Source organism: Clostridium nitrophenolicum, assembly GCF_055391695.1.
Window position 1 is genome coordinate 4,490,694 of sequence record NZ_AP042469.1, and the last position, 24,790, is coordinate 4,515,483.

At 32.0% G+C, this 24,790-nt stretch carries 24 protein-coding genes; 1 reads left to right on the plus strand and 23 read right to left on the minus strand.

What is annotated here, in order from left to right; genetic code table 11:
* Positions 1–49: 49 nt before the first annotated feature.
* The 23 genes from ACZ5N4_RS21295 to ACZ5N4_RS21405 form a co-directional block, all read right to left on the minus strand.
* A complete protein-coding gene (locus ACZ5N4_RS21295) occupies positions 50–1,882 on the minus strand; it encodes a fused FliR family export protein/FlhB family type III secretion system protein (RefSeq protein WP_464204494.1) in 1,833 nt (610 codons plus the stop codon).
* 157 nt (positions 1,883–2,039) lie between these two features.
* Entirely contained in the window at positions 2,040–2,309 is a 270-nt protein-coding gene (gene fliQ / locus ACZ5N4_RS21300) for a flagellar biosynthesis protein FliQ (RefSeq protein WP_464204495.1), read from the minus strand.
* A 10-nt stretch (positions 2,310–2,319) separates the two neighbouring features.
* Positions 2,320–3,090, minus strand: coding sequence for a flagellar type III secretion system pore protein FliP (fliP, locus tag ACZ5N4_RS21305; protein ID WP_464204496.1), 771 nt, complete (start codon positions 3,088–3,090; stop codon positions 2,320–2,322).
* Positions 3,083–3,493, minus strand: coding sequence for a flagellar biosynthetic protein FliO (gene fliO, locus ACZ5N4_RS21310; protein WP_464204497.1), 411 nt, complete (start codon positions 3,491–3,493; stop codon positions 3,083–3,085). Before fliO ends, fliP begins: the two co-directional genes overlap by 8 nt.
* Before the next feature lie 35 nt (positions 3,494–3,528).
* Positions 3,529–4,056, minus strand: coding sequence for a flagellar basal body-associated FliL family protein (locus ACZ5N4_RS21315; protein WP_464211023.1), 528 nt, complete (start codon positions 4,054–4,056; stop codon positions 3,529–3,531).
* A 185-nt stretch (positions 4,057–4,241) separates the two neighbouring features.
* Positions 4,242–4,436, minus strand: a complete 195-nt coding sequence (locus ACZ5N4_RS21320) for a flagellar FlbD family protein (RefSeq protein WP_464204498.1) — start codon at positions 4,434–4,436, stop codon at positions 4,242–4,244.
* Positions 4,437–4,516: 80 nt separating this feature from the next.
* A complete protein-coding gene (locus tag ACZ5N4_RS21325) occupies positions 4,517–5,557 on the minus strand; it encodes a flagellar hook-basal body complex protein (protein WP_464204499.1) in 1,041 nt (346 codons plus the stop codon).
* A 214-nt stretch (positions 5,558–5,771) separates the two neighbouring features.
* Positions 5,772–6,161, minus strand: coding sequence for a TIGR02530 family flagellar biosynthesis protein (locus tag ACZ5N4_RS21330; protein ID WP_464204500.1), 390 nt, complete (start codon positions 6,159–6,161; stop codon positions 5,772–5,774).
* Positions 6,162–6,179: 18 nt separating this feature from the next.
* Positions 6,180–6,881 (minus strand): flagellar hook assembly protein FlgD, encoded by a 702-nt coding sequence (locus tag ACZ5N4_RS21335; protein ID WP_464204501.1) that lies wholly within the window; start codon positions 6,879–6,881, stop codon positions 6,180–6,182.
* Between the two features lie 93 nt (positions 6,882–6,974).
* A complete protein-coding gene (locus tag ACZ5N4_RS21340; RefSeq protein WP_464204502.1) occupies positions 6,975–8,420 on the minus strand; it encodes a flagellar hook-length control protein FliK in 1,446 nt (481 codons plus the stop codon).
* The gene (gene fliJ, locus ACZ5N4_RS21345) at positions 8,410–8,871 is read right to left on the minus strand and encodes a flagellar export protein FliJ (RefSeq protein WP_464204503.1); all 462 of its coding nucleotides are present in this window, start codon (positions 8,869–8,871) and stop codon (positions 8,410–8,412) included. Before fliJ ends, ACZ5N4_RS21340 begins: the two co-directional genes overlap by 11 nt.
* A gap of 129 nt (positions 8,872–9,000) precedes the next feature.
* Positions 9,001–10,308 (minus strand): flagellar protein export ATPase FliI, encoded by a 1,308-nt coding sequence (gene fliI / locus ACZ5N4_RS21350; protein WP_464204504.1) that lies wholly within the window; start codon positions 10,306–10,308, stop codon positions 9,001–9,003.
* A 37-nt stretch (positions 10,309–10,345) separates the two neighbouring features.
* Positions 10,346–11,113, minus strand: a complete 768-nt coding sequence (locus ACZ5N4_RS21355) for a FliH/SctL family protein (RefSeq protein ID WP_464204505.1) — start codon at positions 11,111–11,113, stop codon at positions 10,346–10,348.
* A complete protein-coding gene (gene fliG / locus ACZ5N4_RS21360) occupies positions 11,097–12,113 on the minus strand; it encodes a flagellar motor switch protein FliG (protein ID WP_211145116.1) in 1,017 nt (338 codons plus the stop codon). Before fliG ends, ACZ5N4_RS21355 begins: the two co-directional genes overlap by 17 nt.
* A 6-nt stretch (positions 12,114–12,119) precedes the next feature.
* Positions 12,120–13,712: a flagellar basal-body MS-ring/collar protein FliF gene (gene fliF / locus ACZ5N4_RS21365; protein ID WP_464204506.1), complete on the minus strand. Its 1,593-nt coding sequence runs from the start codon at positions 13,710–13,712 to the stop codon at positions 12,120–12,122.
* 17 nt (positions 13,713–13,729) lie between these two features.
* On the minus strand, positions 13,730–14,032 hold the full coding sequence (gene fliE, locus ACZ5N4_RS21370) for a flagellar hook-basal body complex protein FliE (protein ID WP_464204507.1): 303 nt from the start codon (positions 14,030–14,032) through the stop codon (positions 13,730–13,732).
* Between the two features lie 13 nt (positions 14,033–14,045).
* Positions 14,046–14,480, minus strand: a complete 435-nt coding sequence (flgC, locus tag ACZ5N4_RS21375; protein ID WP_178906448.1) for a flagellar basal body rod protein FlgC — start codon at positions 14,478–14,480, stop codon at positions 14,046–14,048.
* Positions 14,481–14,504: 24 nt separating this feature from the next.
* Complete coding sequence (flgB, locus tag ACZ5N4_RS21380) at positions 14,505–14,906, minus strand: flagellar basal body rod protein FlgB (RefSeq protein ID WP_464204508.1); 402 nt, start codon at positions 14,904–14,906, stop codon at positions 14,505–14,507.
* A gap of 511 nt (positions 14,907–15,417) precedes the next feature.
* Positions 15,418–16,314, minus strand: a complete 897-nt coding sequence (locus tag ACZ5N4_RS21385; RefSeq protein ID WP_464204509.1) for a flagellin N-terminal helical domain-containing protein — start codon at positions 16,312–16,314, stop codon at positions 15,418–15,420.
* 155 nt (positions 16,315–16,469) lie between these two features.
* Positions 16,470–17,180, minus strand: a complete 711-nt coding sequence (locus ACZ5N4_RS21390) for a hypothetical protein (protein WP_464204510.1) — start codon at positions 17,178–17,180, stop codon at positions 16,470–16,472.
* Between the two features lie 62 nt (positions 17,181–17,242).
* Positions 17,243–20,110: a DUF5050 domain-containing protein gene (locus ACZ5N4_RS21395; protein WP_464204512.1), complete on the minus strand. Its 2,868-nt coding sequence runs from the start codon at positions 20,108–20,110 to the stop codon at positions 17,243–17,245.
* A gap of 51 nt (positions 20,111–20,161) precedes the next feature.
* Complete coding sequence (locus tag ACZ5N4_RS21400; protein ID WP_464204513.1) at positions 20,162–22,060, minus strand: Ig-like domain-containing protein; 1,899 nt, start codon at positions 22,058–22,060, stop codon at positions 20,162–20,164.
* 329 nt (positions 22,061–22,389) lie between these two features.
* On the minus strand, positions 22,390–22,728 hold the full coding sequence (locus ACZ5N4_RS21405) for a hypothetical protein (protein WP_464204514.1): 339 nt from the start codon (positions 22,726–22,728) through the stop codon (positions 22,390–22,392).
* Positions 22,729–23,053: 325 nt separating this feature from the next.
* Between ACZ5N4_RS21405 and ACZ5N4_RS21410 the strand changes: the two genes are divergently transcribed.
* The gene (locus ACZ5N4_RS21410; RefSeq protein ID WP_464204515.1) at positions 23,054–24,754 is read left to right on the plus strand and encodes a sensor domain-containing protein; all 1,701 of its coding nucleotides are present in this window, start codon (positions 23,054–23,056) and stop codon (positions 24,752–24,754) included.
* Positions 24,755–24,790 lie beyond the last annotated feature (36 nt).

Genomic DNA, 24,790 nt, shown 5'->3' on the forward strand with positions numbered 1-24,790 from the left:
ATATCACCTCATATGATAATTCACAATTGATAATTATTAATTTTATAACTTAATTTTTCTTCTTATTAATCTTATATACAATCGCCAGTATCTCTGCTACTGCTTGATACATTTCAACAGGAATTTCCTCTTCTAAATCTACCTGTTCATAGATCAATCTAGCTAAAGGTTTATTTTCGATAATAGGTACTTCATTTTCTTTAGCTATTTCTTTTATTTTTATAGCCACTTTATCAGCACCCTTTGCTAAAACTGTAGGAGCACTTTGTCCTTCCTCGTAACCTAAGGCTACTGCTATATGTGTCGGATTTGTCACAACTACTGTAGCTTTAGGTACTTCCTGCATCATTCTTCTCATGGCCATTTCTCTTTGTTTCTGTCTAATCTTACCCTTTATCTGAGGGTCTCCCTCATCTTGCTTATATTCTTCCTTTACTTCTTGTTTAGACATTTTTAAATCCTTATTGTACTGAAACCTTTGATATAAATAGTCTATAATTGCTATAACAATCATTATAATTGTTATCCTAAAGAAAATGCCTATTGTAAGATTCCCTACAGCTTCCATTACCGCAGCTGGCTTTAAATCTCCTAGTGAAAGTATATACATATAGTTACTAATCACGTATTTAACACCTACATAGCCTACCACTATAACTATAGCTGAGTCTTTAAGTAATTCCATTACAGTTCTCATAGAAAAGATTCTCTTTAAACCATTTAAAGGATTTAATTTAGAAATATCAGGCTTTAATGGCTCTGAGGTAATTAAAGCTCCAGTCTGAAGAAAATTTGCCAAGACTCCCATGAGCATAATAGGAACGACAATTGGCAAAAATATTATTCCAATTCTCCATACTACTATAAAGGCAATTTTCTGCACGCTATCGTAAGTCAGCGCTGTTGTTATGTAATTATTTAAAAAAGCAATCATAGTCCCTTTAAGTTGATTTCCTGCATACCCCCCTAAACTTAATAACACAACCGTAGATACTAATAGAGTCAGTGATAAAGCTATTTCTTTACTTTTAGCTACTTGACCTTTTTTTCTGGCCTCACTCTTTTTTCTAGGGGTAGCCTCTTCAGTTTTGTCATCTGATGCGAATATTATAAGTATAGGTATTGTTTTATAAAATCCTCTTATTGCATCCGGTATTCCATAAAAAGAATTTTCTATTATTCTTAAAAATATAGGTAGTGCAAAACAAAAGGCTCCAAGCCCTACAAGTATTTTTACCGGAAGACCGAGTATCATTATATTTAACTGTGGAACAGTTCTTGCAATTAGTCCCATAGTCAAATCCGTTATGAGAATTATCAATACTATTGGTATTGCTATTTTCAAAGCTATTGCAAAATATTCGATAAATACTTTTATAATTATATTTATTGAATTTTGACTTAAAAAAAATTGTCCTACTTTTATAACACTAAAGCTTTCCATTAAAGCTTTAATGAGCATATGATGTCCATCTACTATAAAAAAAACTACAATACTAAACCAATACAATAAATGTTCGATTAAAGTAGTATTACTACTTGATGTAGGATCAAAGATAGTCATCATTGCAAATCCAACCTGCAGGTCTATAAGATTGCCTGCAAATCTTATAAGCATAAAGCATAAGTTTGTAATAAATCCCAATGTCAATCCTGCTGCCGCTTCATTTAAGCAGTTAATTATAAATGGTAAATTGTCATTTATAGTATGTATTCCTGAATAGTCAATTCCCGGTATTAATATGTATGCCATAATTAAGGTTAATCCTACCTTAACAGCGTTTGGGGTACCATTTGGGAAAAATACAGGAACTATAACGAAAAAACAAAACATTCTAATGGTTATTAATATTAATGCTGTAAAGTATACGGTATCTATCAAAATTTTCACCCCATAAGAAAATTACGACGTAATTTTTTTAGAGGACAATTGATAATATAAATCAAAGATTTTTGCAGCGCAGCGGAGAAAAATCCTCCTTCATTGTCCTCTGTCAATTGTCCTCTGTCCTCTAAATTTTGTATCGTAAAATTTTATATTACTGCGTAATATGTGCTATATATGTAAAAATTCTCGTAGTAAAATTTACAAGTTGGTGAAGCATCCAGCTTCCTGTAATAAGTCCTACTAAAGCCACTGCTACAAGCTTAGGTACAAAGGTTAAAGTTTGTTCCTGTATCTGTGTTGTAGCCTGAAATATACTTATAATAAGTCCAACTATTATTGAAATCAAAAGAATAGGAGCTGACACCAAAAGTCCCGTTTGTATAGCATCTTTTATAATGCCTATTACCATGTTTTCACTCACTTAACTCACCTCATGAAAAACTCATAATTAAAGATTTCACTAATAGATACCATCCATCTACCATTACAAATAACAGCAACTTAAATGGCAGTGATACCATTACTGGAGGCAGCATAAACATTCCCATAGACATAAGTACACTAGCTACTACTAAATCTATTATCATAAATGGTATAAATATTAAAAATCCTATTTGAAAAGCTGTTTTTAATTCACTTATAATGTAAGCTGGAATTACCACATTAAGAGGCGCATTGTCTTTTGTTACCTTATAATTTAATTTTGCTTCATCAACAAACAGTTTAAGATCCTTCTGTCTTGTCTGCTTAAGCATAAATTCCCTTAAAGGCTTGGCCCCCTCTTCTATAGCTTGTTCCTGTGTTATTTTATTTTCTATATATGGTTGTATTGCATTGGTATTTATTTTACTATAAACTGGCTGCATTATAAATACAGTTAAAAATAAAGCCAGTCCAACTAATACCTGATTAGGTGGAGATTGCTGTGTTCCCATGGCATTTCTTAAAAAGCCAAAAACTACTACGATTCTAACAAAACTCGTCATCATCATTACAAAAGATGGAAGTAGTGTAAGTATTGTAAGCATTATTAAAAGCTTTATATTTCCTACATACTGCTGCGGAGTATTAGCATTGTCCACAGAAATATTTATTTTAGGTATAGGAAAGGCCTCTGGTGCTGCATGCACCTTTGCTGCTGCAAATACCATAGTAATAAAAATTAAAACTAGTATTATGGCCTTGCTATTTCTCTTATTCATTTCTATCTTCCTTTTTAAATCTAAGTTTTTCATAAAAGTTCCTAACAGGTACTTTTTCACTAATTTTTTTAAGTCCGGTTTTTTCATAAAAATCTTTTAAATCGTTATATTGAGGTATAGCTTTTGAATCTACTACTTCAATTATTTCCTCCTGCGACAACTCAGATATTATTTCTACCTTCCCATTAGTTGAAGCCATTACATAACCTTTTTGTCCTATCTTTACGACTAAAAGGCTGTTTTCTTTTGAAATAGGTACTCTCTCTAAAATTTTTATATATCTTCTATTCTGGATATTTTGCAGCTTACTTCCACCGTATTTCATCGATATATATATTAGCATTAATATAAAAAGTAATGCTATTATTGTTCTTAAAAACATCAAACCAAACTGCAAATCCATCTGCATTCTCCATTCTCTCTATATAGTGTGCTATGTTACTGTACAAGTATGTCGTTAAAATAAACGTTATTTAATTGACCTTTATCTAGTGTTGCATTTATTCTTTGAATAATTTCCATTTTAATACTTTCTATTCCTTTAGCATTTATATCTGTTGACTTTTTTGATCTTAAAACACTTATAACAGCATCTCTTAATATAGGCTTCTTCTCCTCTAACTCAGGATCTAATTTCTTGTTATCATAACCTAAAAAAACTTTTACTTTTAAATATCTTTTTCCATCCTCATCTGAAAGATTTACTAAAAACTCATCTAGTCCAAATGTCTTTGCTGATACTACCTGCTGCAGATAGCTTCCATTTTGAGCCATCTGTTGTCCTTGTTGCATCTGTTGCACTGGTATTTGCTGTTGAGCCACCTTCTTAGTAGTATTCTCTTTTGAAGCAAAGAATTGATTATATCCAAAATACCCTCCAGCTCCTAGAACAATAACTGCCGCAACTGTTATAACAATAATTTTCAATTTGCTTCCATCTTTTTTTTCTTTGTTATTTTCCATAATGCATGTCTCCCTTTCATTCATATGTACTAAATAAATCAGGATGTTAACTCCCCATTTTAAATAAATAATAAAAACATAATGTTATCTATTTTATAATTGAGAAAGAAGATATTCTTCTTCCCCAATTTTATCTTCATATTTAATTTTGACAGTTAGATTTTTTAAGATTACACTGCATTAAACTTTTACCTTACATCTCCAGTAAATATTTTTCTTTTATATTCGATTACTTTTCTTATTATTTCATCATTAGATTCTTTTACAAGATATTTATGACCATTAGTTAGCGTTATAACGCTTTCTGGTATCTGTTCTAGTTTTTCAATATGCTCTGAATTAATAACAAATTCCTTGTTGTCTAAGCCTGTAATCTTTATCATAAAATCCCACCCTTTTTATTTTTAGAGGACAAAGGAAGAAAACTCACCTTCTATGTCCTATGTCCTCTGTCAATTAATTATTATCTCTTTAAATTAACTAAATCCTGAAGAATTTCATCTCCAGTAGTTATTATTTTTCCATTTGCTTGGAAGGCTCTACTTGCTATTATCATATCTGTAAACTGTTCTGCTAAGTCTACATTAGACATTTCAAGCATTCCTTGAAGCATTTCTCCATAACCGCTAGCATTATATCCGTCTTCTCCTGCTTTGAGGTTGGCACCACATCTAATAGTAGGTGCTCCTGAGTTGGCAGATGCATTATAAATATTCTTACCCATTTTTGTAAGACCTGCATCATTTTTAAAAGATACCATAGCAATCTGACCTAATGCTGCTGTTGCTCCTCCATCTAAAACTGCAGTTATAACTCCATCTTTACCTATAGAAACAGATTGAATTCTAACCTCCTTACCATCCAAGGTTACACTATCTGGTATAGCCAGCGGTACTAGTGCTGTATCTACTATTGCTGTATCAGCTCCACCTTTACCGTTACCTGATAATTCTATTGTATGAGGCTTTGAATGATCGTCTACACTATAAGTTATTGTTGCATTACTATTAGCATAACCATAAACTCTCAATCCATCTGAGGTTAAAAGATTGCCTTGAGGGTCTAATGTAAAGGATCCATCTCTAGTAAATCCAGTTTGAACTTCATTGCTACTAATTGAATGCTCCGTAGGTTCAACTGTAAGCGTTCCTGCATCAGTAGCTGCACTATCTGTAGGAACAGGGCCGGAACCTACAACAAAGTATCCTTGCCCATCTATGGCAAAATCTAAAGGTCTGCTAGTTGGCTGCATATTTCCTGTTGATGTTACTGTATCTATACCTCCTATTTGTACACCAAGCCCTACCTGTTTTGGATTTGTACCTCCTGTAGTTGAAGTAGCCTGTGTCGCTTGTGCCATATTTTGGCTTATCATATCCTGAAATCTTATTCTTTGTGATTTAAATGCTGTTGTACTTGAGTTAGCAATGTTATTTCCAACTACATCAAGTTTTTTCTGATTAGCTTTAAGTCCACTAATCCCTGAATACATTGATGGTAACATAATTTTTCCTCCTTTTAGTCGGAACACTGGGTAATTTTGCTAGGTAAAATTACCCGTTAAAGTCCATTTAGGACTTTAACCTCCAAATTTTATTTTATGATTTTATTATGATTTTGTTACACTTTATATTTTTACTCTGCCTCTGTCGTTCAGCAAAGTACAGCCTCCGATTCAGTTGAGAATTGTCAACTGTCAACTATTCTGGTCCAGCTGTTTATAAAACTACCACACTATCGATATTTGTAAAAACGCTTCCCTTGCTACTTTCTTTATCTACTGCTGTGATTATTGTTCTATTTCTTATTGAAGTTATAAGTGCAGTATCTTTATATAATATTAATGATTCTTTAGCGCCTTTTTCCTCTGCTTTGTTTATTCCTTCGTTTATGTTTTTCATATCAGCCTCATTAAAGCTTATATTTCTCTGCCTTAATCTTTCAGCAGCATGACTGGATATAACAAAGCTTTCCTTGCTAGTTATTTGCTTATCGAGTATGTCTTTAAAAGAAGTTTTTGTATTATTTACTTGATTCTTTTCTGGTTTGCTATGCGTTGGAAAATCTCCAATTAAATGCAGCTTACCATTAATAACTCTGTATCCCATAACATCACTCTTTCTAAGCTAGCTATCTTTTACCCTAATTACTTTATCAAATGTAAAATCTTTAGTTTCTCCACTTGAATTTTGAACAGTTACTTTTATACCATTAGCATCCCTTGATACTTGCTTTACTATTCCTGTATAATTGCTTCCACTGCTGTCCTTTTCATCTAGCTCTACAGTCTTTCCTATTAAAGCTGCCGCATTTAGAAGATTCATACTACTATTCGCTGTACCTGGCACTTTGCTATTGTTCGTTATTCCAATTACATCTTCCATAGCAAACTCTTTAATTTTATCAACAATGTTTCCATCTTTATCTTTTTCTTTTCCTACTATTACATCAACCTTAACGATATCTCCATCTTTAATTATATCCTTAACCTCACCACTATAAAGATTTCCATTATCGTCTAGCTTTTTTAGAGATACAATTTTTCCTATAAGTCCATTTGCGCTTGTAACTCTCATAGTGCTATTTAAGTTAGCCATTTGCTCAAGACCAGCAAATTGTGCCATTTGTGCTACATACTCAGTACCGTCTTTTGCATTCTGCGGATCCTGGTTAGAAAGTTCAGCTGAAAGTATTCTTAGGAAAGCATTTCTGTCCATATCCTGTCCTGATCTTACTATCTTTGTACCTTTTGCAGTTTTAGTAGAATTGGCTTGATTTATTTTGTCTATAAGGCTTTGATCCTGTGTTTTACTAACTGCATCTGCCATAAAACTTCACCTCCTTTATTTTTTTGGAAACCCCTCTTCGTAAACTCTGAGGAGTAAGTGATCATCTCAAAATCATAGATTTTGGATACCTACTTAAGCTAGCATATTTACATTACTATCAATGGAACTTACATTATCTGCAGCTTCTTCTTCTGATATAGCTCCAACTGCATAATTTCTTTTTCCTTTGTTGTCTTCATGATTTTGCTGATTGTTAGAGCCATCTTTAAAGAAAGTTGTATCTTCGTTATAAATGTTTAGTGCTAAACTTTGAACCTTTATATCACTATTTTGAAGCTTGTTAGTCATATCTGCTAAATTAGAATTTAACAAATTAAAAGCTTCTTTATTAGCAGCTGTTATAGTTGCTTTCATAGCCCCAGCTTCCATAGTAAGCCTTATAACTACTTCTCCAAGTTCTTTTGGGTTTATTTTAACTGTAAGATCCTTCATATTGTTTAATTCCATATATTTTATGGATTTTATCATATCTGCACTAAAGTTATTTTTGTTTATAACCAAGTTCTCTATTTCAGCTACGTTAACATTTTCTACTTTTGCATTGTTAAACTGTGACATAAAATTAGTAACCTTTGAAATTTTATCATTACTATTGTTTGACAAAAGATTTTTAAGGAAATCTTCATCTGATTTAGAGTTACCATCTTCCATCATCAAGTTTGCGTCAGAAGATTTTTTATCATTTTTAACAGGAGCTTCTATCTGTTCACCTTGGGTGTTTTTAATAGCATCCTTTATATCTTCTAGCCCATCATTTTTATTTGTATTGCTGTCATCCTTAATATTTTTAGCTGCAACCTTGGCGTTATTTAATAGTGGATTTATTCCTTTATCTATCGCTGATTCTTCATTGTTGTTACTGAAGTTTGTAGTGATATCAGCATTTTTTTCTTCATTGCCTAATATAGCTGAAAGCTCGGTTTTTATTTTTTCAAGAACACCATCATCATTCAAATTTAAAGCTTGTACCATATCCGGAGATAACTCTTTCTTAAGCATTCCAAGCAAATCAGTATTTGACTTACTCTGAGATGTAAGGTTTGAAAGAATATTAATTAGCTTTTCAGCATTTCCACTATTTTGGTCAATAATGCTCTTTATATTCATATAGTTAGTGTTATCAAAGTTTCCCTGCATAAGAGACATAAGCATAGCTAGAAGTGAATTTATATTCTCCCCTTCTTTTGCATCTCCACCTAAAAGCTTTTTTACTATAGCTTCTTTTAAGTCCGTTTCTGATTTTATGTTGTCTATTTCGCTATCATTAAATCCAGCTTCTTTTAAGGCAGCCTTTTCTTCCTTTGATAAAGGCTTATTTTTTGAATTATCAACATCATTACTTCTAGTCTTTTCTACATTTCTTTGTTCATTTAGATTAGTTTGATTACTTTGTCTATTTTCAGCAGGTTGACTAGCTTTTTCAAGTACTTTGTTAAAAACGTCGTTGTTTGAAGATTTTGTGCTTGGTTTAGTCGTATTTGAAAGTATTCTTTTTAAGTTTAATGCGTTAATCTCCATTTATCTCACCTCCTTTCAAGTTCTTAAGATTTCTTATAAAACCATATAGAGCAAACTCGTCATTTGCTTTTTGCTCTATAAAATTTTGCTCTTTTAAAAAGGTTTCTTTTTGTTTTTCCTTCAAGGTCTCTACAGTCTTTCTTTCTATCTGCTTTTGCTTCAGCTCATCTCTTCTCTCTTCTAATACTTTTTGCTTTTTTGCAAGTTCTTCATGAGCTTCATTTATACTGTAATTTATAGCATTTAAATAAACATGCCTTATCTTTTGCTCAATAACTGATTCTTTGTTTGATATCGTTCTATATTTTATATAGTTTTCCTTTAATTCATTGAGCTTTTTCTCTACTTTAAGCTTTTCACTTTGTGCCTCTTTAAAGATTCTTTTGCTTTCATCTTCTTTTTGTAATCTAATATCTAAAAGCTTCTGCAATCTAAAATGGTATTGCTGCATTGCTACACCCCACTTTTTCTTGAGTTGAGAGTTGACAGTGGACAGTTACAGAGTATCTGTTTCAATAAATTTAAGATTTTTCATAGAAAAATCATCCTCCACTATCAATTGTTCCTTGTCAACTGTCCACTAATTAAAAATTTTCCCTAACATATCAATGCTTTCTTGAAAACTACAATGCTCATTCATGCCCTGTCTCAAATATTTTACTATTTCATCATAATACTGTATTGAAAGATCTACTTTCTTATTGCTTCCCTTCACATAAGCTCCAATATTTATTAAGTCCTCTGAATTTTTATAGGTTGCAAGTAAATCTCTAGCATAGGAAGCTACATCTTTATGGCTACTTTCTGCTATCTCTGACATAAGTCTGCTTACGCTGTTAAGAACATCTATAGCAGGATAGTGATTTTTTGTAGCTAATGTACGAGAAAGTATAATGTGACCATCAAGTATACCTCTAACAGCATCTGCAATAGGCTCATTAAAGTCGTCTCCATCTACCAGCACTGTATAAAATGCAGTGATAGAGCCTTTATCTGACATCCCTGAACGTTCCATAAGTCTTGGAAGCTTTGCAAACACAGAAGGTGTATAACCTTTTGTAGCTGGTGGTTCACCTATAGCAAGTCCAATTTCTCTTTGAGCCATAGCAAATCTAGTAACTGAGTCCATCATTAATATTACTTTTTTACCTTTATCTCTAAAGTATTCTGCTATTGCTGTTGCTGTAAAAGCTCCCTTGAGTCTAACTAACGCCGGTTTATCAGAGGTTGCGCAGACAATTATAGATTTTTTCAAGCCCTCTTCTCCTAAGTCCTTTTCTAGAAAGTCTTTTACCTCCCTACCTCTCTCACCAATTAATGATATTACGTTAACATCAGCTTCAGCATACCTTGCAATCATTCCAAGGGTGGTACTCTTACCAACACCACTACCAGCAAATATACCAATTCTTTGTCCTTCACCACAGGTTATAAAGCCATCAATAGCTCTAATGCCCGTAGGTATAACATCTTTAATTCTTCTTCTTTTAAGAGGATCTGGAGGGTCTGCATCTAAGGAGTATAGTGTACCTCCAGATATTAATTCTTCATCTAGGGGATTCCCAAGACCATCTAAAACTTTGCCAAATAACTCATCTGAGCATTTTACACTTAGTGGTTTCCCTTCTGGCACCACTCTACAGCCTGGGGCTATGCCTACCAGCTCCCCCAGTGGCATTAGTATTACATTATTGTCTCTAAATCCAACAACTTCACAGGGTATAGGATTTTCTTTTTCACTATATACTGTGCATAACTCTCCTACAAAAGATCTTATTCCTTCTACTTCTACAGTAAGTCCTATAACCTTTTTTACAATACCCTCGGAGTATGTGAAGTTAGTTTCATTTATTTTTTTATTTAACTGATTAAAATTTATATTAATCATTAATTACACCTCTGAATTCAGTTAAGAGTCTAGAATATTATTCTACAGAACTAAATATTTCCCTTACCTTCTCCATAGCTATTTGAGCACTAACTACTATTTTCCCATTATCTCTTTCTATGATAGCACTGCCTTCCTCTACAGAGTCATCTGGTATTATAAATACCTCACCTCTTAAAGGAATTTGTTCCTTCCATAACTCTATATTTTTGCTGAACTCTTCACAGTAAATTTTATTGCTTTTAATTATTATATTTTTAGAGTTTTTTATTTCAGATAAAGTTTCAAAAACTAAACTATCTAATGATTCTTTATCTTTTACTTCTCTTTTTAAAATATTTTCAATGCAATTTATAATTAAATTTTTTATTTCTGCTTCTTTTTCATTTAAATACCTATCTTTTTCTTCTATGCAGCTTTTTAATATATTATCAGCATTGTTTTTTATAATCTCAGCCTCTGCTAAAGCCTTGTCCAAATTGCTTTTATAACCATCTTCATAAGCTTTATTAAATCCGTCATTATAACCTGTTTCATTTCCCAGGCTATATCCTTTCTCATAAGCTTCTTTTTCAATTTTTTCAGCTTCTGCATAGGCAGCAGATAGTATTCTATCACTTTGCTTTCTGGCATTTTCCACCATAGTTTTTGTTAAATTTTCATAGCTGTCAATAAACATTCTAGCATTAGTTTCACTTTGCTCTTTCTGTTTAACTTCTTCTTTTTCTTCAAACTTTGTAACTATTTCTTTAGGTTTATAGCTAACTACACTGGAACTCTTGATGACTCTATACGATGATTGCATCTTCTCCACCTCTTGATATTACTATTTCTCCTGCTTCATCAAGTCTCCTTATAACGCTGACAATTCTTTGCTGTGATTTTTCTACGTCCATAAGCCTTACTGGGCCTAAGAATTCAATATCTTCTTTTAGTGCTGCAGCAGCTCTCTTGGATTGATTTCTATAGATAGCATTTGCCACCTCTTCTGAACATCCTTTAAGTGCCAACGCAAGCTCTTTAGTTTCCACTTCTCTAAGAACTCTCTGAATAGAAACATCATCAAGAGTAATAATATCCTCGAATACAAACATAGATTCTTTGATTTTTTCTGCAAGTTCTGCGTCTTCTTTTTCCAAGGATTCTGTGATATTTCTTTCGGTAGTTCTATCAACTTGATTCAGTATTTCAACAAGAGTTGGAACTCCACCTATTGCCTTCATATCAGACTTAACTACAGATGATAGTTTGTCGTCTAATACTTTTTCAATTTCCTTAACTACTATTGGTGAAGTATTGCTCATAGCAGCAACTCTAAAAGCTACTTCTGCCTGCACCTCTTCTGGCAGTGCAGATATTATCTGCCCTGCCTTATCTGCCTGTAAATAGCAAAGTATTAGTGCTATAGTCTGCGGGTGCTCATTAGATATAATATTTAGTAGCTGCTGAGCATCTGCTTTTCTCGCTATAGCAAAAGGTCTAAACTGCTGTGTAGCCTCTGTAACCTTTTCAAGTATCTCAAATGCTCTTTGACTTCCCAAAGCTTTAGAAAGCAGATTTCGTGCATATTCGATACCACCTTCAGTTAAATAGTCCTTAGCCTTGTTTATTTCTATAAATTCCTGTAATATCTCCTGTTTTTGATCCGACTTTACAGATGCTATATTAGCTATTTCATAAGTTATTTTCTGTATTTCAGATTCCGGCAACTTTTTAATTATATCTGCAGAAGCTTCAGGACCAAGAGTTATAAATAATATTGCCGCTTTTTGAACTCCTGTTAACTTTTGTGCATCTCTTGGCATAATCTATCACCTCTCATCCTCTGCTAACCATGATTTTACAATATCTGCAACTTGTTCAGGTTTTTCTTTAGCATATTTCTTTATTTCATTTTCAATATGAGACTTTTCGTCTTCTACCTCGAAGTCTATAGGTTTAAACTTAGGATGTCCACCTGATCCATCCATTTCGTCACCTATAATGACATCGATGCCTTGAGATTGAAGTTCTTCTTCAAACAGTTCCTCTTCTTCTCTCTTTTTTCTTCTCCATATTATAAATCCTGTTATTGCTGCTGCTAATAATATAGCTGCTACAATTCCCGATATTATATAAGTCCTAAGCTTCTTAGCACTATCTGTGGCTTTGTTCATAGCATCTAAATCTTTCTTTGCATTATCCTTTAATGCAGTATCGAAAGGAATTCCTTCTACACTTATGCTATCTCCTCTATTACCATCAAATCCTATAGCAGATACAGCAAGATTTTTTACAGAAGTTATTGTTGCTGGATCTACATTACCGTCCAATGCTATAGATGCTGTTAACCTCTTAACTGCTCCTGGCGCCTTTATAGTTTTTTGCTCAACCTTTGGTACATTATAGTTTTTAGTATTTTCTTCATGAGTTGAAGTTCCATTATTATTATTGTTATTTGCAGTTGTATTAGTCATATTGTTATCTACTGGACTGCTAGAAGCTCTTGTATTTGGAGTTGTAGAACTGTCCTTCACATTATGCTCACTAACTACAACGCTTTTTGGATCATAGGTTACAGAATCCTGCTGTACTGCATCAAAATCTAAGTCTGCATTAATCTTTACTTTAACCTTATCCTTTCCGTAAACTGCTTCAAGCATACTGAGTAATCTTTTTTCTACATCTTTTTCATACTGCTGTTTTAGCTGCTGCTGCTTTTCCGCAGGCGTTGTAGAACTTGATATGTCTTTATTATTATTAAATAAGTCTCTAGAAAGCAAATTCATTTTATCATCTATTACTTCTACATTTTCTTTAGGTATATTTTTTACACTTCCAGATACTAAAGAAACAATTGACTTTACTTGATCTTCACTTAGTTTTGCTCCTGATTTTAACTTTATTGTAACAGAAGCTTTTCCTGGATCTGTGTCTTTAACAAAAGCTGTATCATCTGGCAAAACAATATGAACTCTAGCATTTTCTACTTCATCAAAACCCTTTATTGTTCTTTCTAACTCTCCTTGAATGGCTCTCTGGTAGTTTATTTTCATCTCTTGGTCTGTAGATCCAAATTTGCTTTTATCTAAAAGCTCAAAGCCTTGACTTCCATTTGTTAATGGTACATCCGCTAACATTTGCATTCTTAGTTTGTCCACTTGATCCTTAGGAACTAAAATAGAGTTTCCATTGACTTTTGCATCAATTTTTTGATCTTGAAGTTTTTTATAAACTGCAGCAGAATCAGTAGGATCCATATTTGAAAATAAAACATCATATTTTGTTTTACCTAAGGATATACTTAAAAATACTAATGATGCTATAATTCCTGAAATAATTACTCCATAGGCTATTTTTTTATTTCTGCTAAGTTCTTTCCATTTTTCTAATAAATTTTTAAATAACTGTGATAGCTTACCCATTAATCTAGCACTCCTTATTATATCTGTGTTCTACTTAATTCTTGGTAGGCCTCCACAAATTTGTTTCTAATTTGCACTGCCAATTCTAATGACATCTTAGCTTCTTCTGTGTCTAGCATAACCTTATGTATATCAGTATCTTCCCCTGAAATAAACTTTTGTGTTGTATCCTCAGCCTTAAGTTGCTTATCATTAACATTATCGAGCTTTTCTTTTAAAACATCCCCAAATCCACTTCTTACATTTTCCTCCTGATTATTTTGTTTATTTCCAATTTTCTCAAAAATTTTACTATCTGGTACAAATTCATTTACTCTCATAATTCAATTCTCCTTATCTGCCAATTTCTAGTGCCTTTAAAAACATACTTTTTTCTGAGTTAACAGCATTAACATTTGCTTCATAAGCTCTTGTAGCAACTATCATATCTGCCATCTCATTAAGTATATTTACATTTGGCATTGTTACATATCCTTGAGTATCTGCATCTGGATTAGAGGGATCATAAACCTTTCTCATAGGAGAGTTATCTTCTTCAATTCCAACCGCTTTTACTCCCATTGGCACATCCTCATACCTTCCAGTTTGCTTATTTAATTCATTATTTAAATTTTCTTGAAAAACTGCAACCTTTCTCTTATATGGTTGTCCATCAGCTCCCCTTGTAGTATTAACATTAGCTATATTTGAAGCTATAGTATCCATTCTAAGTCTTTCTGCTGAAAGTCCACTTGAACTTATTCTTAAATTGTTAAATGTTTTTAACATTTATTTTTATCCCCCTTCTTTATATTACTTACCATTAACCACGTATCTTTCCATAGATAATCTGCTGTTAACCTGACTTATCAATGCATTGTACATTAGTGTATTTGCTGCCTGATTTGTCATCTCATTATCTATATCCACATTATTCCCATCTTCTCTTATGCTGGAAGTTTTATCTGTTTCCATCTTAATTTCTCCATACTCGCTTCCATACTGCATATGCTTTTCATCACTAGTCTTAAGTTCTAAATCATCTATACTTCGATTAAGTGACTCTTCAAAGGTTACATACTGTCTTTTATATCCTTTAGTATTTATATTGGAAATGTTGTTGGAAATAGCTTTACTCCTTGTAGAAGAAGCATCTAAAGACTTTTTCATTAAATTATAAGTTAATTGGTCTTTTGACATATTTTGTATATTCAACTCATCAACCCCTATATTTCCTAAATTATACTCAGCCTTATATATAATTAGACATTTTTAACAAAATTCCTGCTTAAATAAAAAAAAATTTAATATAATTTTATTTTATATTAAATTTTTGTTTTATCATCAATTTCTATGCTAATATTCTAGTTATAATTAATTATATAATAGTATTTATCCCTTGTGTTAATATATTATTAAAAAGTATTTAAAAGTATATTAACAACTCGGCGACTATTCTCCATATTTTTACATAAATTTATTATTGTCAATTTTGTCCTTATTATTATACAATAGTTTAGCATATTTTGTCATGAGTATTTAATGAGTATTTAATTTAACATATATTTTTTAATTAAAAACAGCTATCAACTTTTAGTTTTTGTTTATGTATCTAAAAGTTAATAGCTGTTTTTTTATAAATTTAATATATGAAACTCCTTCTCCTATTGTCGAATGAGTAAGCGACCATATCAAAATCACAGATTTTGTATGTCTGCTTATATAACTAGCGGCTTTTTAAATTTTCCAATACTCTAAGAATATCCTGTGGAAATTTGTTTGTTTGTGCCAGCATTGCATTTCCAGTTTCTAGCAATATGTTATCTCTAGTAAAATTCATCATCTCTTCAGCTATATCTGCATCTCTGAGATTACTGTCGGCGCCTTCCATTCTATCTGAAATCTCATTTACGTTATTCATAGTGTCCTCAAATCTATTTTCCAGTGCTCCATATCCGCTTCTCACAGAGGTTACTTTGTCAAGGGCACTATCAAGAATATCTAATGCATCACCAATAGCTTTTCCACCACTTTCAATATTAACATCTTTAAGGCTCTTTCCTGCAAGAGCTCCATCTTTTACTTTAAGCTCTCCCGGTGACAAATCATAAATTGGAATCTTTACAATTTCTCCAACATTGGCACCTACAGGCATATTTAGTTCTACAAATTCTCCATCAGGAGATACTGTGCCCTCTTTCAAATCTGTTTTATTTAAAACCTTTTTTCCATTAAATTCTGTACCATCTACTACATTTCCAATTCCTTCCATCATCTGGTCGATTTCATTCTGTATAGTTTTTCTATCTTCAGGTGTACTAGAACCACTTCCACTTTGTACAACAAGCTCCCTTATTTTTTGAAGCATCTGAGTTATACTGTCAAGGCCACCTTCAGCTGCTTGAAGCATACTTATACCGTCTTGAGTATTTCTTCCTGCCATTTGAAGTCCTCTTACCTGCATTCTTATTCTTTCACTTTCTGCTATGACATTAGGATCATCCTTGGCACTATTAACTTTATAACCTGTTGATATTTTATTAAGGGCTGAACTTTGGCTTGCTAAAACCTTTGTATGGGTTCTATATATATTTAACGAAGCCATATTGTGACTTAATCTCATATTATCACTCCAAATCTATTTTTATTTGCATAAATATCTAATCAATTCTATATCTTTTTACTATTATCGTAATATTACAGTTCCCCTTTAGTAAATATAAAACAAAAGGCATTTGATAAAATATTTTATCAAATACCTTTTTATAACTCTATACTCTATTGAATTTGAAGTATTGTATCGCTTATGTTACTATTTACGTTTAATGTTGTTTTTCCTAACATTGTATACCCATCTGCTCCATAAAAGTATACTTGAATACTACTTTTATTATCTAATACATTAACTGAAGTTTCTCCTATATCAAATAAATTATCATTACCTTCAATTTTGTACTTCTTTATGTCAGTTCTTGTTGTAGCATTTATAGTTATAGCTTTGATCATAGACACTACTGGTGAAATTTCAACCTTTGCTATTGCAGTATTGGCATCTCCTATTGAAAATTTCATATTGTTGTTTCTAACCATTCCTTTACCATTTCTTGCTCTAGCATCTTTTTTTATAGTAACTTGATACATCTGTCCCTTTTTATATCCGCCTGAAGGAGGATTTATTACTATAGAATATCCACTTCCTTGAGAAATAGTAACTGGAATAGTTGATCCTATCTGATCATTATTAATTTCATTAACTTGTATACAATCTTTTATTGAATACAAGTCGACTTCTGAGTTAAAGTTTATACTCCAAGCTTTATTTGTGTCTGTTGTAGCTTTTTGTTGTAGTATTCTTTCAGTTGTCTGTGAACTTGCTGCATGAACTGTACTAGAGTTTTCTGGGGTTATAACACCTATATTTAGTGTGCTAAACTGAACTACACCTAAAAGTGCTAAACATGCAGTAAGCTTTTTATATTTTAACTTCAAAATTTATTTCCCCTTTCTAATGGAGTAAGTTAAAGTAAATTACATTTTTCTTTAAATCATATTTAAGGAGCTATAGCTTTCACATGGCTACATTTCAATGCTTTTCCACCATAAGCTTGAACTACATATACATCCTGTCCATCAGTAACACTTAACACAGGATTATTTAGATCTGCTATCTTTGTCCATCCAGTTACATCTTCTCCTAGAATTGGAGTAGGACCATCTACCTTATAGTAGTATTCATATTGTGAGTCTAACTGATTTCTAAGTAGTACATTTCCTGCAGTTCCTGATATGACTAATTGTCCTAATGGCAATGCTATACCATCTCCAAAGGATGCCTCTATAGCATCGCTTTCTGCAAATTGTGTACTTCTTGTTACATAAACTTTATTATCTCCACCAGCTTTATACTCAATATATCCAGCCGGAATTGATATAGTAGCTTTATATTTAATTGGGTCAAATGGATTAGGGCTTGGTACATATTCAACCATTTGTGAAGCTATTCTTACCCTAACGTTATCTACCATCTTATAGACATTTACTACGTCCCCTTGCTGCAGCTCAGTAGTTGGGGCAATTTCAACTATATCATTTTCTGTTAATCCATTAGGAAGTTTACCATAATTAGTTACTGCTATACTTACTTTGCTGCTATCAAATCCTGGTTTTCCTGACAGCGCTTCTTTTATTTCCACTTGAACTGGTTCACTTTCTAGAACACCTGGTGAAGTTCTTGTTACATAAACATACTTAGCATCATCTGTTAATGTCTTTTCTTTTCTAAGTGTAATTGTTGTACTTAACACCTTTCCTGCTACAGATGGAACAACAATATCTTGTCCTAATAATTCTGACTTATTAGGATCTCTATAAACCTTTATTGTATCTCCAACTTGTAAATTAGCTAATACCGGTAGATTTGCTCCTGTATCATCTATATTTACATATATCTTATCATCTAGTAGACCGGCATTATTTATAACCTTAACAGATTTAGCTGGCATTGGTTCGCTTGCCATAGATAATGATAATGTAACCTTTGCTCCATAACCCACTATTGTACCAGTATATTGTATTGATGAGCCCTTAGCTCCACTGCCTTTTTTAGGATTTAAATCCCAGTTAACTAATAATTCATGTACACTATTGTCACTCATTACTGCAGTAACCTTATCTGGTAAATATTCCTCTAAATTATTTAAATCTGCTCCCACTGCATTTTTGGTAGGTGTTGCTACTTTATCATAAGATACTATTTTTAAATCCTGTTTTGGTTTTGCTATTGCAGTAGAGGAATACTCGTAAATTGCTCTTCCATTAGAATCCTTATTAGGTGAAATCTTTGGTTGATTTGCAATAAACATAGCATTGCCCTTAGTGTAATAAACCTTATCGCCCACTAAATTAATAAAGTTAGTATAGTCATTTGAGTACTTATCTCCTGATATTCTTAAATAGTCTACTAATGGTGCTCTGTATATTTTATTTCCATCTGAAGCATCTGCGTAATACATCCATTTTCCGTCATCTGTTATATTCATTGAGTATATAACGGCATTGGAACCAGTATTCCCATTGCTTACTACAGTAGATCCTGAACTTCCTCCATTTTTAAGTGTCCATTTTAATTGTCCTAAATCAGTAACGTAATAAATCTTATCATTAGCCAAAGTAATAAATTTAGCACTATCAGAGGATACCTTAGTTCTATAAGTTCCATCAGTATGTACTGAATATATAGAATTACCTTGGTACTTGTTTGTAAAATAAATCATATCTCCTGATACAAGTAAAAATTCTGCTTCATCACTAGTAATGTTAGTTCCTGGCGACTTATTAGCATCTCTGTTAACTTTTCTTATGTTTCCAACTCCTGTTCCAGAGTGATAACTATAGTATATATATTCTCCCGATACTACCACATAAGAGGCCTGATCTGTACATACAATTCTTCTTCCTGTACCATCTGTTTTTATCTTATATATTTTTTGGCCATCGGAGTAGTTACTATAATATATCCAATCTCCAACAACATTTATAAATTTCGCGTTATCTTCAGATATTTTATAGCTTTGTATTCCATTTGTCTTATATATTCCACCGCCATCTCCTGCATTGCTATAGTAAGTCCAATCACCTTGTTGGCTTGTTAATCCATTATTATTTAAGTTTCCTAATCCATTGTTGTTAGAAATATTGTTAATTGGTGGTATAAAACTATTGTCTATTTTAAATTTAACAATATTTTTTCCTACTTGTAATTGTGTTACAGGCGTTCCTGTAGCTATAAGTGTTTTATCTGAAGAAAGTATTTGTAATTTCATATTCAAATCTGTAGTAACTAAGTTTAACAAATAGTCATCATTACTTTCTCCTTTTAATGTATCCGGTGTTCCTATTTTCTTTATTAGATCACTATTGTTATTATTATAAACTTTAAAATATTTTGGTTCTAAAGTATTAGGTCTAACATCAACTTTACCAACTACATTATCATTAGGTACTCTTACACTTACAAAATACATAGTAGATCCCACAGAATTTACAGTTACTTCAGCATAAGCAGTAGAACTCTGGCTATCTTGTTGAAAGTCTGTCCCTACAAGATTATAATTTGTTCTGCTTCCATCCACATTATAATATGTTATATTTTTTGGAGTAAAATTTGCCATATCTACAGGTGTATTGGGGTCGAATAAATTTACTATTTTATTATTAGCAAGGTCATTATAGTAAATATTTGTATATTGGGAAGAGTTGTTCAGTATATCATTTAACTGCTTCACATTTTTTGAAATATACCCTATATCATAGGCCTTATCACCAATTATAATAGCATTGCCCGGTAATGCAGCAAATGCAGTAGTTGATAGCATAGTAGCCATAGCTACAGAAGCAACTAACACTTTTATCTTTTTCATTAAAATTTCACCTCATTTAAAATAATTCTATTTAAAATAACTAATTAATTATTAATTTGATACAACCTTTAATATCAATAAAACTGGATCCTTATAGTGTTTTACCGTACCCTTTATATAGTATGTTTGAGGAGTACCTAAATCTATAAACGGCTTGTCCCACTGAACATCTACATAAATTGTTTTTCCATCTGAAGTCTTAGCAGCAACCTGTGTAGGCATCGAGTAGTACCTTCCTTGAACCACAGTTTCTCTAATTTCTGGTATTTCAACAATCTTAGGAACTACTATTAAAGTCAGATACGCCTTATAAATAGAATCCTTCACTGTTCCTTCAAGCCTTACAATGCCAGTTTTGCTTGTATCAATACTTTTTGTATTCCAGGTTACAGGTAAATTCTTCTTACTAATTTTATCAAATACAGTTTTAGGTAAAGTATATGGATCTCCCTGTACTATTTCAATGGTAGTATCGTCATATTGCTCACCAGGATCTGTGCTGCTTCCGCTACCTCTTACAACTAATGTAAGTTTTGCTTTCTTGTTATACTTTTCAACGGTTCCATAAAAAGTATACACCCCTGGAGTGCTGATTTGAGGATCTCCATACTCCCAGGTTACAGCTACTTTACTCACTGTTCCATCTGACATTTGAGCCTGTACAGTACTTGGAAGAGAGTATGAATCTCCAACTCTAATCTCATCTGTGATATCCTCAACCTTAGTAGGAATAGGCTTTACTATAAGCGTAGTATATACAGTTCTATATGTACCATCTATTGTTCCATACAATGTATATATTCCTGGCTTTGTTGTATTTACCCTTGATAAATTCCAGGTAACAGGTACTTCTTTTATAGTTCCATCAGTAGCAGTTACTACAATTGTAGGCCTAGCTGTATATTTTTGATCCTGCCATATAGTATCAGTAAAGTTATCAACATAAGCTATATCTAACGGAAGCGTCTCTGCTATTTGCTGCGAATAATAATCTACTACACCCTGTCCACCTAAGATTTTTATATTATTAACTATTTTTGATCTCAGAAAGTTCATTGTAGCATCTGAAATTGGACTGTCTATATATAAAATTGGTGATGAAGTCTTCGGTGCCATTGCAGCTGCCACAAGGGAATCTGGAAAATCTTTTGCAGATGCTAAAAATATAGTGCCTGTACTTATTTCATTCTGAAAAGCATTTATTATACCAGTATTCCTTTCATAAATATCCCCCTCTGCTATTCTTTTAGCATTTGGTATGTATGGTAAAACAGAATCACTTATCTGAGCTTTTCCACCTACTACATATGCTTGGTCTAATTTCTTGTTAGCCTGAAGATATTTTTTAACTGAATCTGGCATATAATCTCTTCCAGTTAAAATGATCGGCATTCCTTTTAATGCTGCAATAGATGCTATAGACATGCCGTCGTGGAAATCATCACCATTAACTACTGCAATTTCTGTAGCTTTTCCAAGCTTTTGGGCAACTAAGATGTCTGTTTCATATCTATCTGTTCCACCAAATCTTGTAACTTTAATTCCTCTTGCCTTAAGAGAATCCTCTACACTCTGAGACACAACCCCTTTTCCGCCTATTATAAACACATTTTTTACATTTAATCTATTAAGCTGTACTGATGTATAAGGATTTAATATTTCTTTATTGGTAAGCAAAATAGGGGCATCATATTTTTTAGCTAATGGGGCCGCAGATAACGCATCTGGAAAGTTTTCACCATTAACTATAACCGCATAATCTGTATTTCCCTGCCAACCATTTTCACAAACCTTAGCAGCGGTTTCGTATCTGTCAATTCCATTAAACCTAACTGTAGTAGTAGCTGCATGTACCTTAGTAAAACTAAAAGAAATACTTAAAGCTACCGCTGCTACTAGTGCTGCAAGCTTTTTACTTTTAAGCACAAATAAAAACTTATTGTTATTCATGTAAGGCAAACCACTCCTTCTTTCGTTAATTATAAAATCACTATATATAATGCTGTAAGGCTTTAACTCCCAATAAGATATCTTCTAGAACTTAAACCTATATATGATTCTGCTGCTGTAACCTTTGCTAAGTATAGCTATATTATCTATAATTCACTTTTTTATTATTATCGTCCATTTTTATGTAATATTTATATAATATTTCTTGGAAAATTAGTCTTGTAATGTTTATGTTATCCAAATATTTTTACCGCATTATAATTAAAGCCGTCAAAGTAACCATATGTAAACAGGTTATTTTAACAGCCTCTCGAAAACTAATATTATTCTTAATAAAATCTAAGACCATTTCCTTCATCTTTAATATACATCTCAAACATCTGCAGCGCCTGTAGTTCAGTTATTTGTTTATTTACTAATTTACGGTGTAATATATATAAATTAGCATTCATATCTGGATCTACACTTTTTGTTTCTTTCATTTTTTTAAGAATTCTTTCCTCAAGAGATAGTTCATTTACAGCTGTCTCGGCTTCTAATAGATTTAATAAATCCTCTGCTTCTTTCTTTATATTTTTATCTTTAGTAACAACTTTTATAGTATTTAACCCAGATTTGATTTTATCTATGCATTCTTGGCTTATTAATAATTTTTCTTCATTACTCAAATTAAATTCCCACCTTTTCGATGATTACTATAGTTTTCTAACCATGCTACATATTTCTATTTTATCAGTGCAGTTTCTTTAATGTCAATTGTATAGAGAAAAAAATGTAAAAACTACGGAATATATAATAATTAAATAATCTATTATCATAGTTTTTAATATAGTTTTTAATATAGTATTTACCAAATTAAAAACTATTTGTAATTTTATAAATTTTTACAATTTTGCAAAATTATATTTATTATAGCACAGTAAATGTATTATAATAGATTATAATAGCCAATATGACCTCAGTTTCACTCTATCTAATAAGGAGATTTCTCATATGGAACTTAGAATTAAAGAAATATTAAGTATTGAAAAAACTGCTAGTTTTGATTTAGAAGAATATAAAACTATATTGTGCTCATCAAAATACGGTCTATGGAAATGGGATATTTTAAGCAGCAAAATTTATTTTTCCCGAAAATGTTTTGAATTGCTTGGCTACAGCGAAAATAATATATGCAATTCTCTCAACGAATTAATCCATAAAGATGATATCAAAGAATTTTTTAAAACTATAGATAATAATATAAAAGACAAAATTGACATATTCAACTTTGAATGCAGACTGACAAGATATGACGGAAATTACATCTGGTCTTATATTGAAGCAAAGTTTTTCTACAATAAATATGGTAAAATTACTAAAATGCTAGGCTCTATTACAGATATCACACATAGAAAGACCTGGGAAAATAACCTTTATAGCATAGCTTATTATGACAATCTTACAAAACTTCCAAATTCAAATATGCTGCAGAGTGACTTGGAAAAACTGTGCAGCGATGATATTGTATTTTCTGTAATTTGTATGAACATTGATGATTTTAAAACTATAAATAATACTTTAGGTCATGATGTAGGTGATAAATATCTAGAAAAAATATCAAAATTACTTCAAAACTTTTGTGGAGATAACTGTTCAGTATACAGACAATCTGGTGATGAATTTGTTTTCCTTCTTAAAGGTGTAGATAAGAAAGAGATTATAGAACATTTTGTTAACTTAGTCCAGAAAACTTTAACCAGCAATACATTTCATATAAATGATAATCAATTAGGTATAACCACAACAATTGGAGTCAGCATTTTTCCAAAGCACTCTAAGCTTCCCTATGAACTTCTTAGGTTTTCGAGTAACGCTATGTATTTTGCCAAAAATTTTGCTAAAAGTACTTACATAATATATAGTCATAATATATCTTTAAAAGCCTTAGAAAAGGCAAAATTCGAAAATAACTTAAGACTTGCTCTTATAAATAATGAATTTCAGATCTATTATCAACCTCAAGTTAATATAAAAACAGGAAAACTAATAGGAATGGAGGCTCTTCTTAGATGGATTAAACCAGATGGAACCAAAATTATGCCCTCAGAATTTATTCCTATTGCAGAGGATACCGGGCTTATTTTGCCGCTAGGTGAGTTTGTGCTGAGACAAGCTTGTAGACAAACAAAATTCTGGCATGCTAAATACGGTTGTCCCTTAAAAATTTCTGTAAATATATCTGAAAAGCAGCTTGAAAACAAGAATTTTATTGATATAGTCTCTAACGTTTTAACTGAAACAGAATTCAACCCTAAATACTTAGAGTTAGAAATAACTGAAAGTACAGCAATTAAAGACATAAATAATATTGTAATACTTCTTAATAAGCTTAAAGACATTAACGTTAAGATAGCTTTAGATGATTTCGGCACTGGCTACTCATCTCTAAGCTACTTAAAGGAGTTGCCCCTAAACACGATTAAAATTGATAAAAGTTTTATAGATAATATCGAATATGATCAGAAGAAAAAAGCAATAATGAAATCCGTTGTTATTTTATCTCATGACATAGGTTTGAATATAATATGTGAAGGTGTGGAGACTGAAACCCAATTGGAATTTTTAAAAAGCATTAACTGCGATGAAGTGCAGGGATATTATTTTGGGAAACCTCTTTCCGCTCCTGATTTTGAAGCTAACTTTCTAATATAGGGGTAAAAACCCTATATTAGAAAGCTATGGATATGT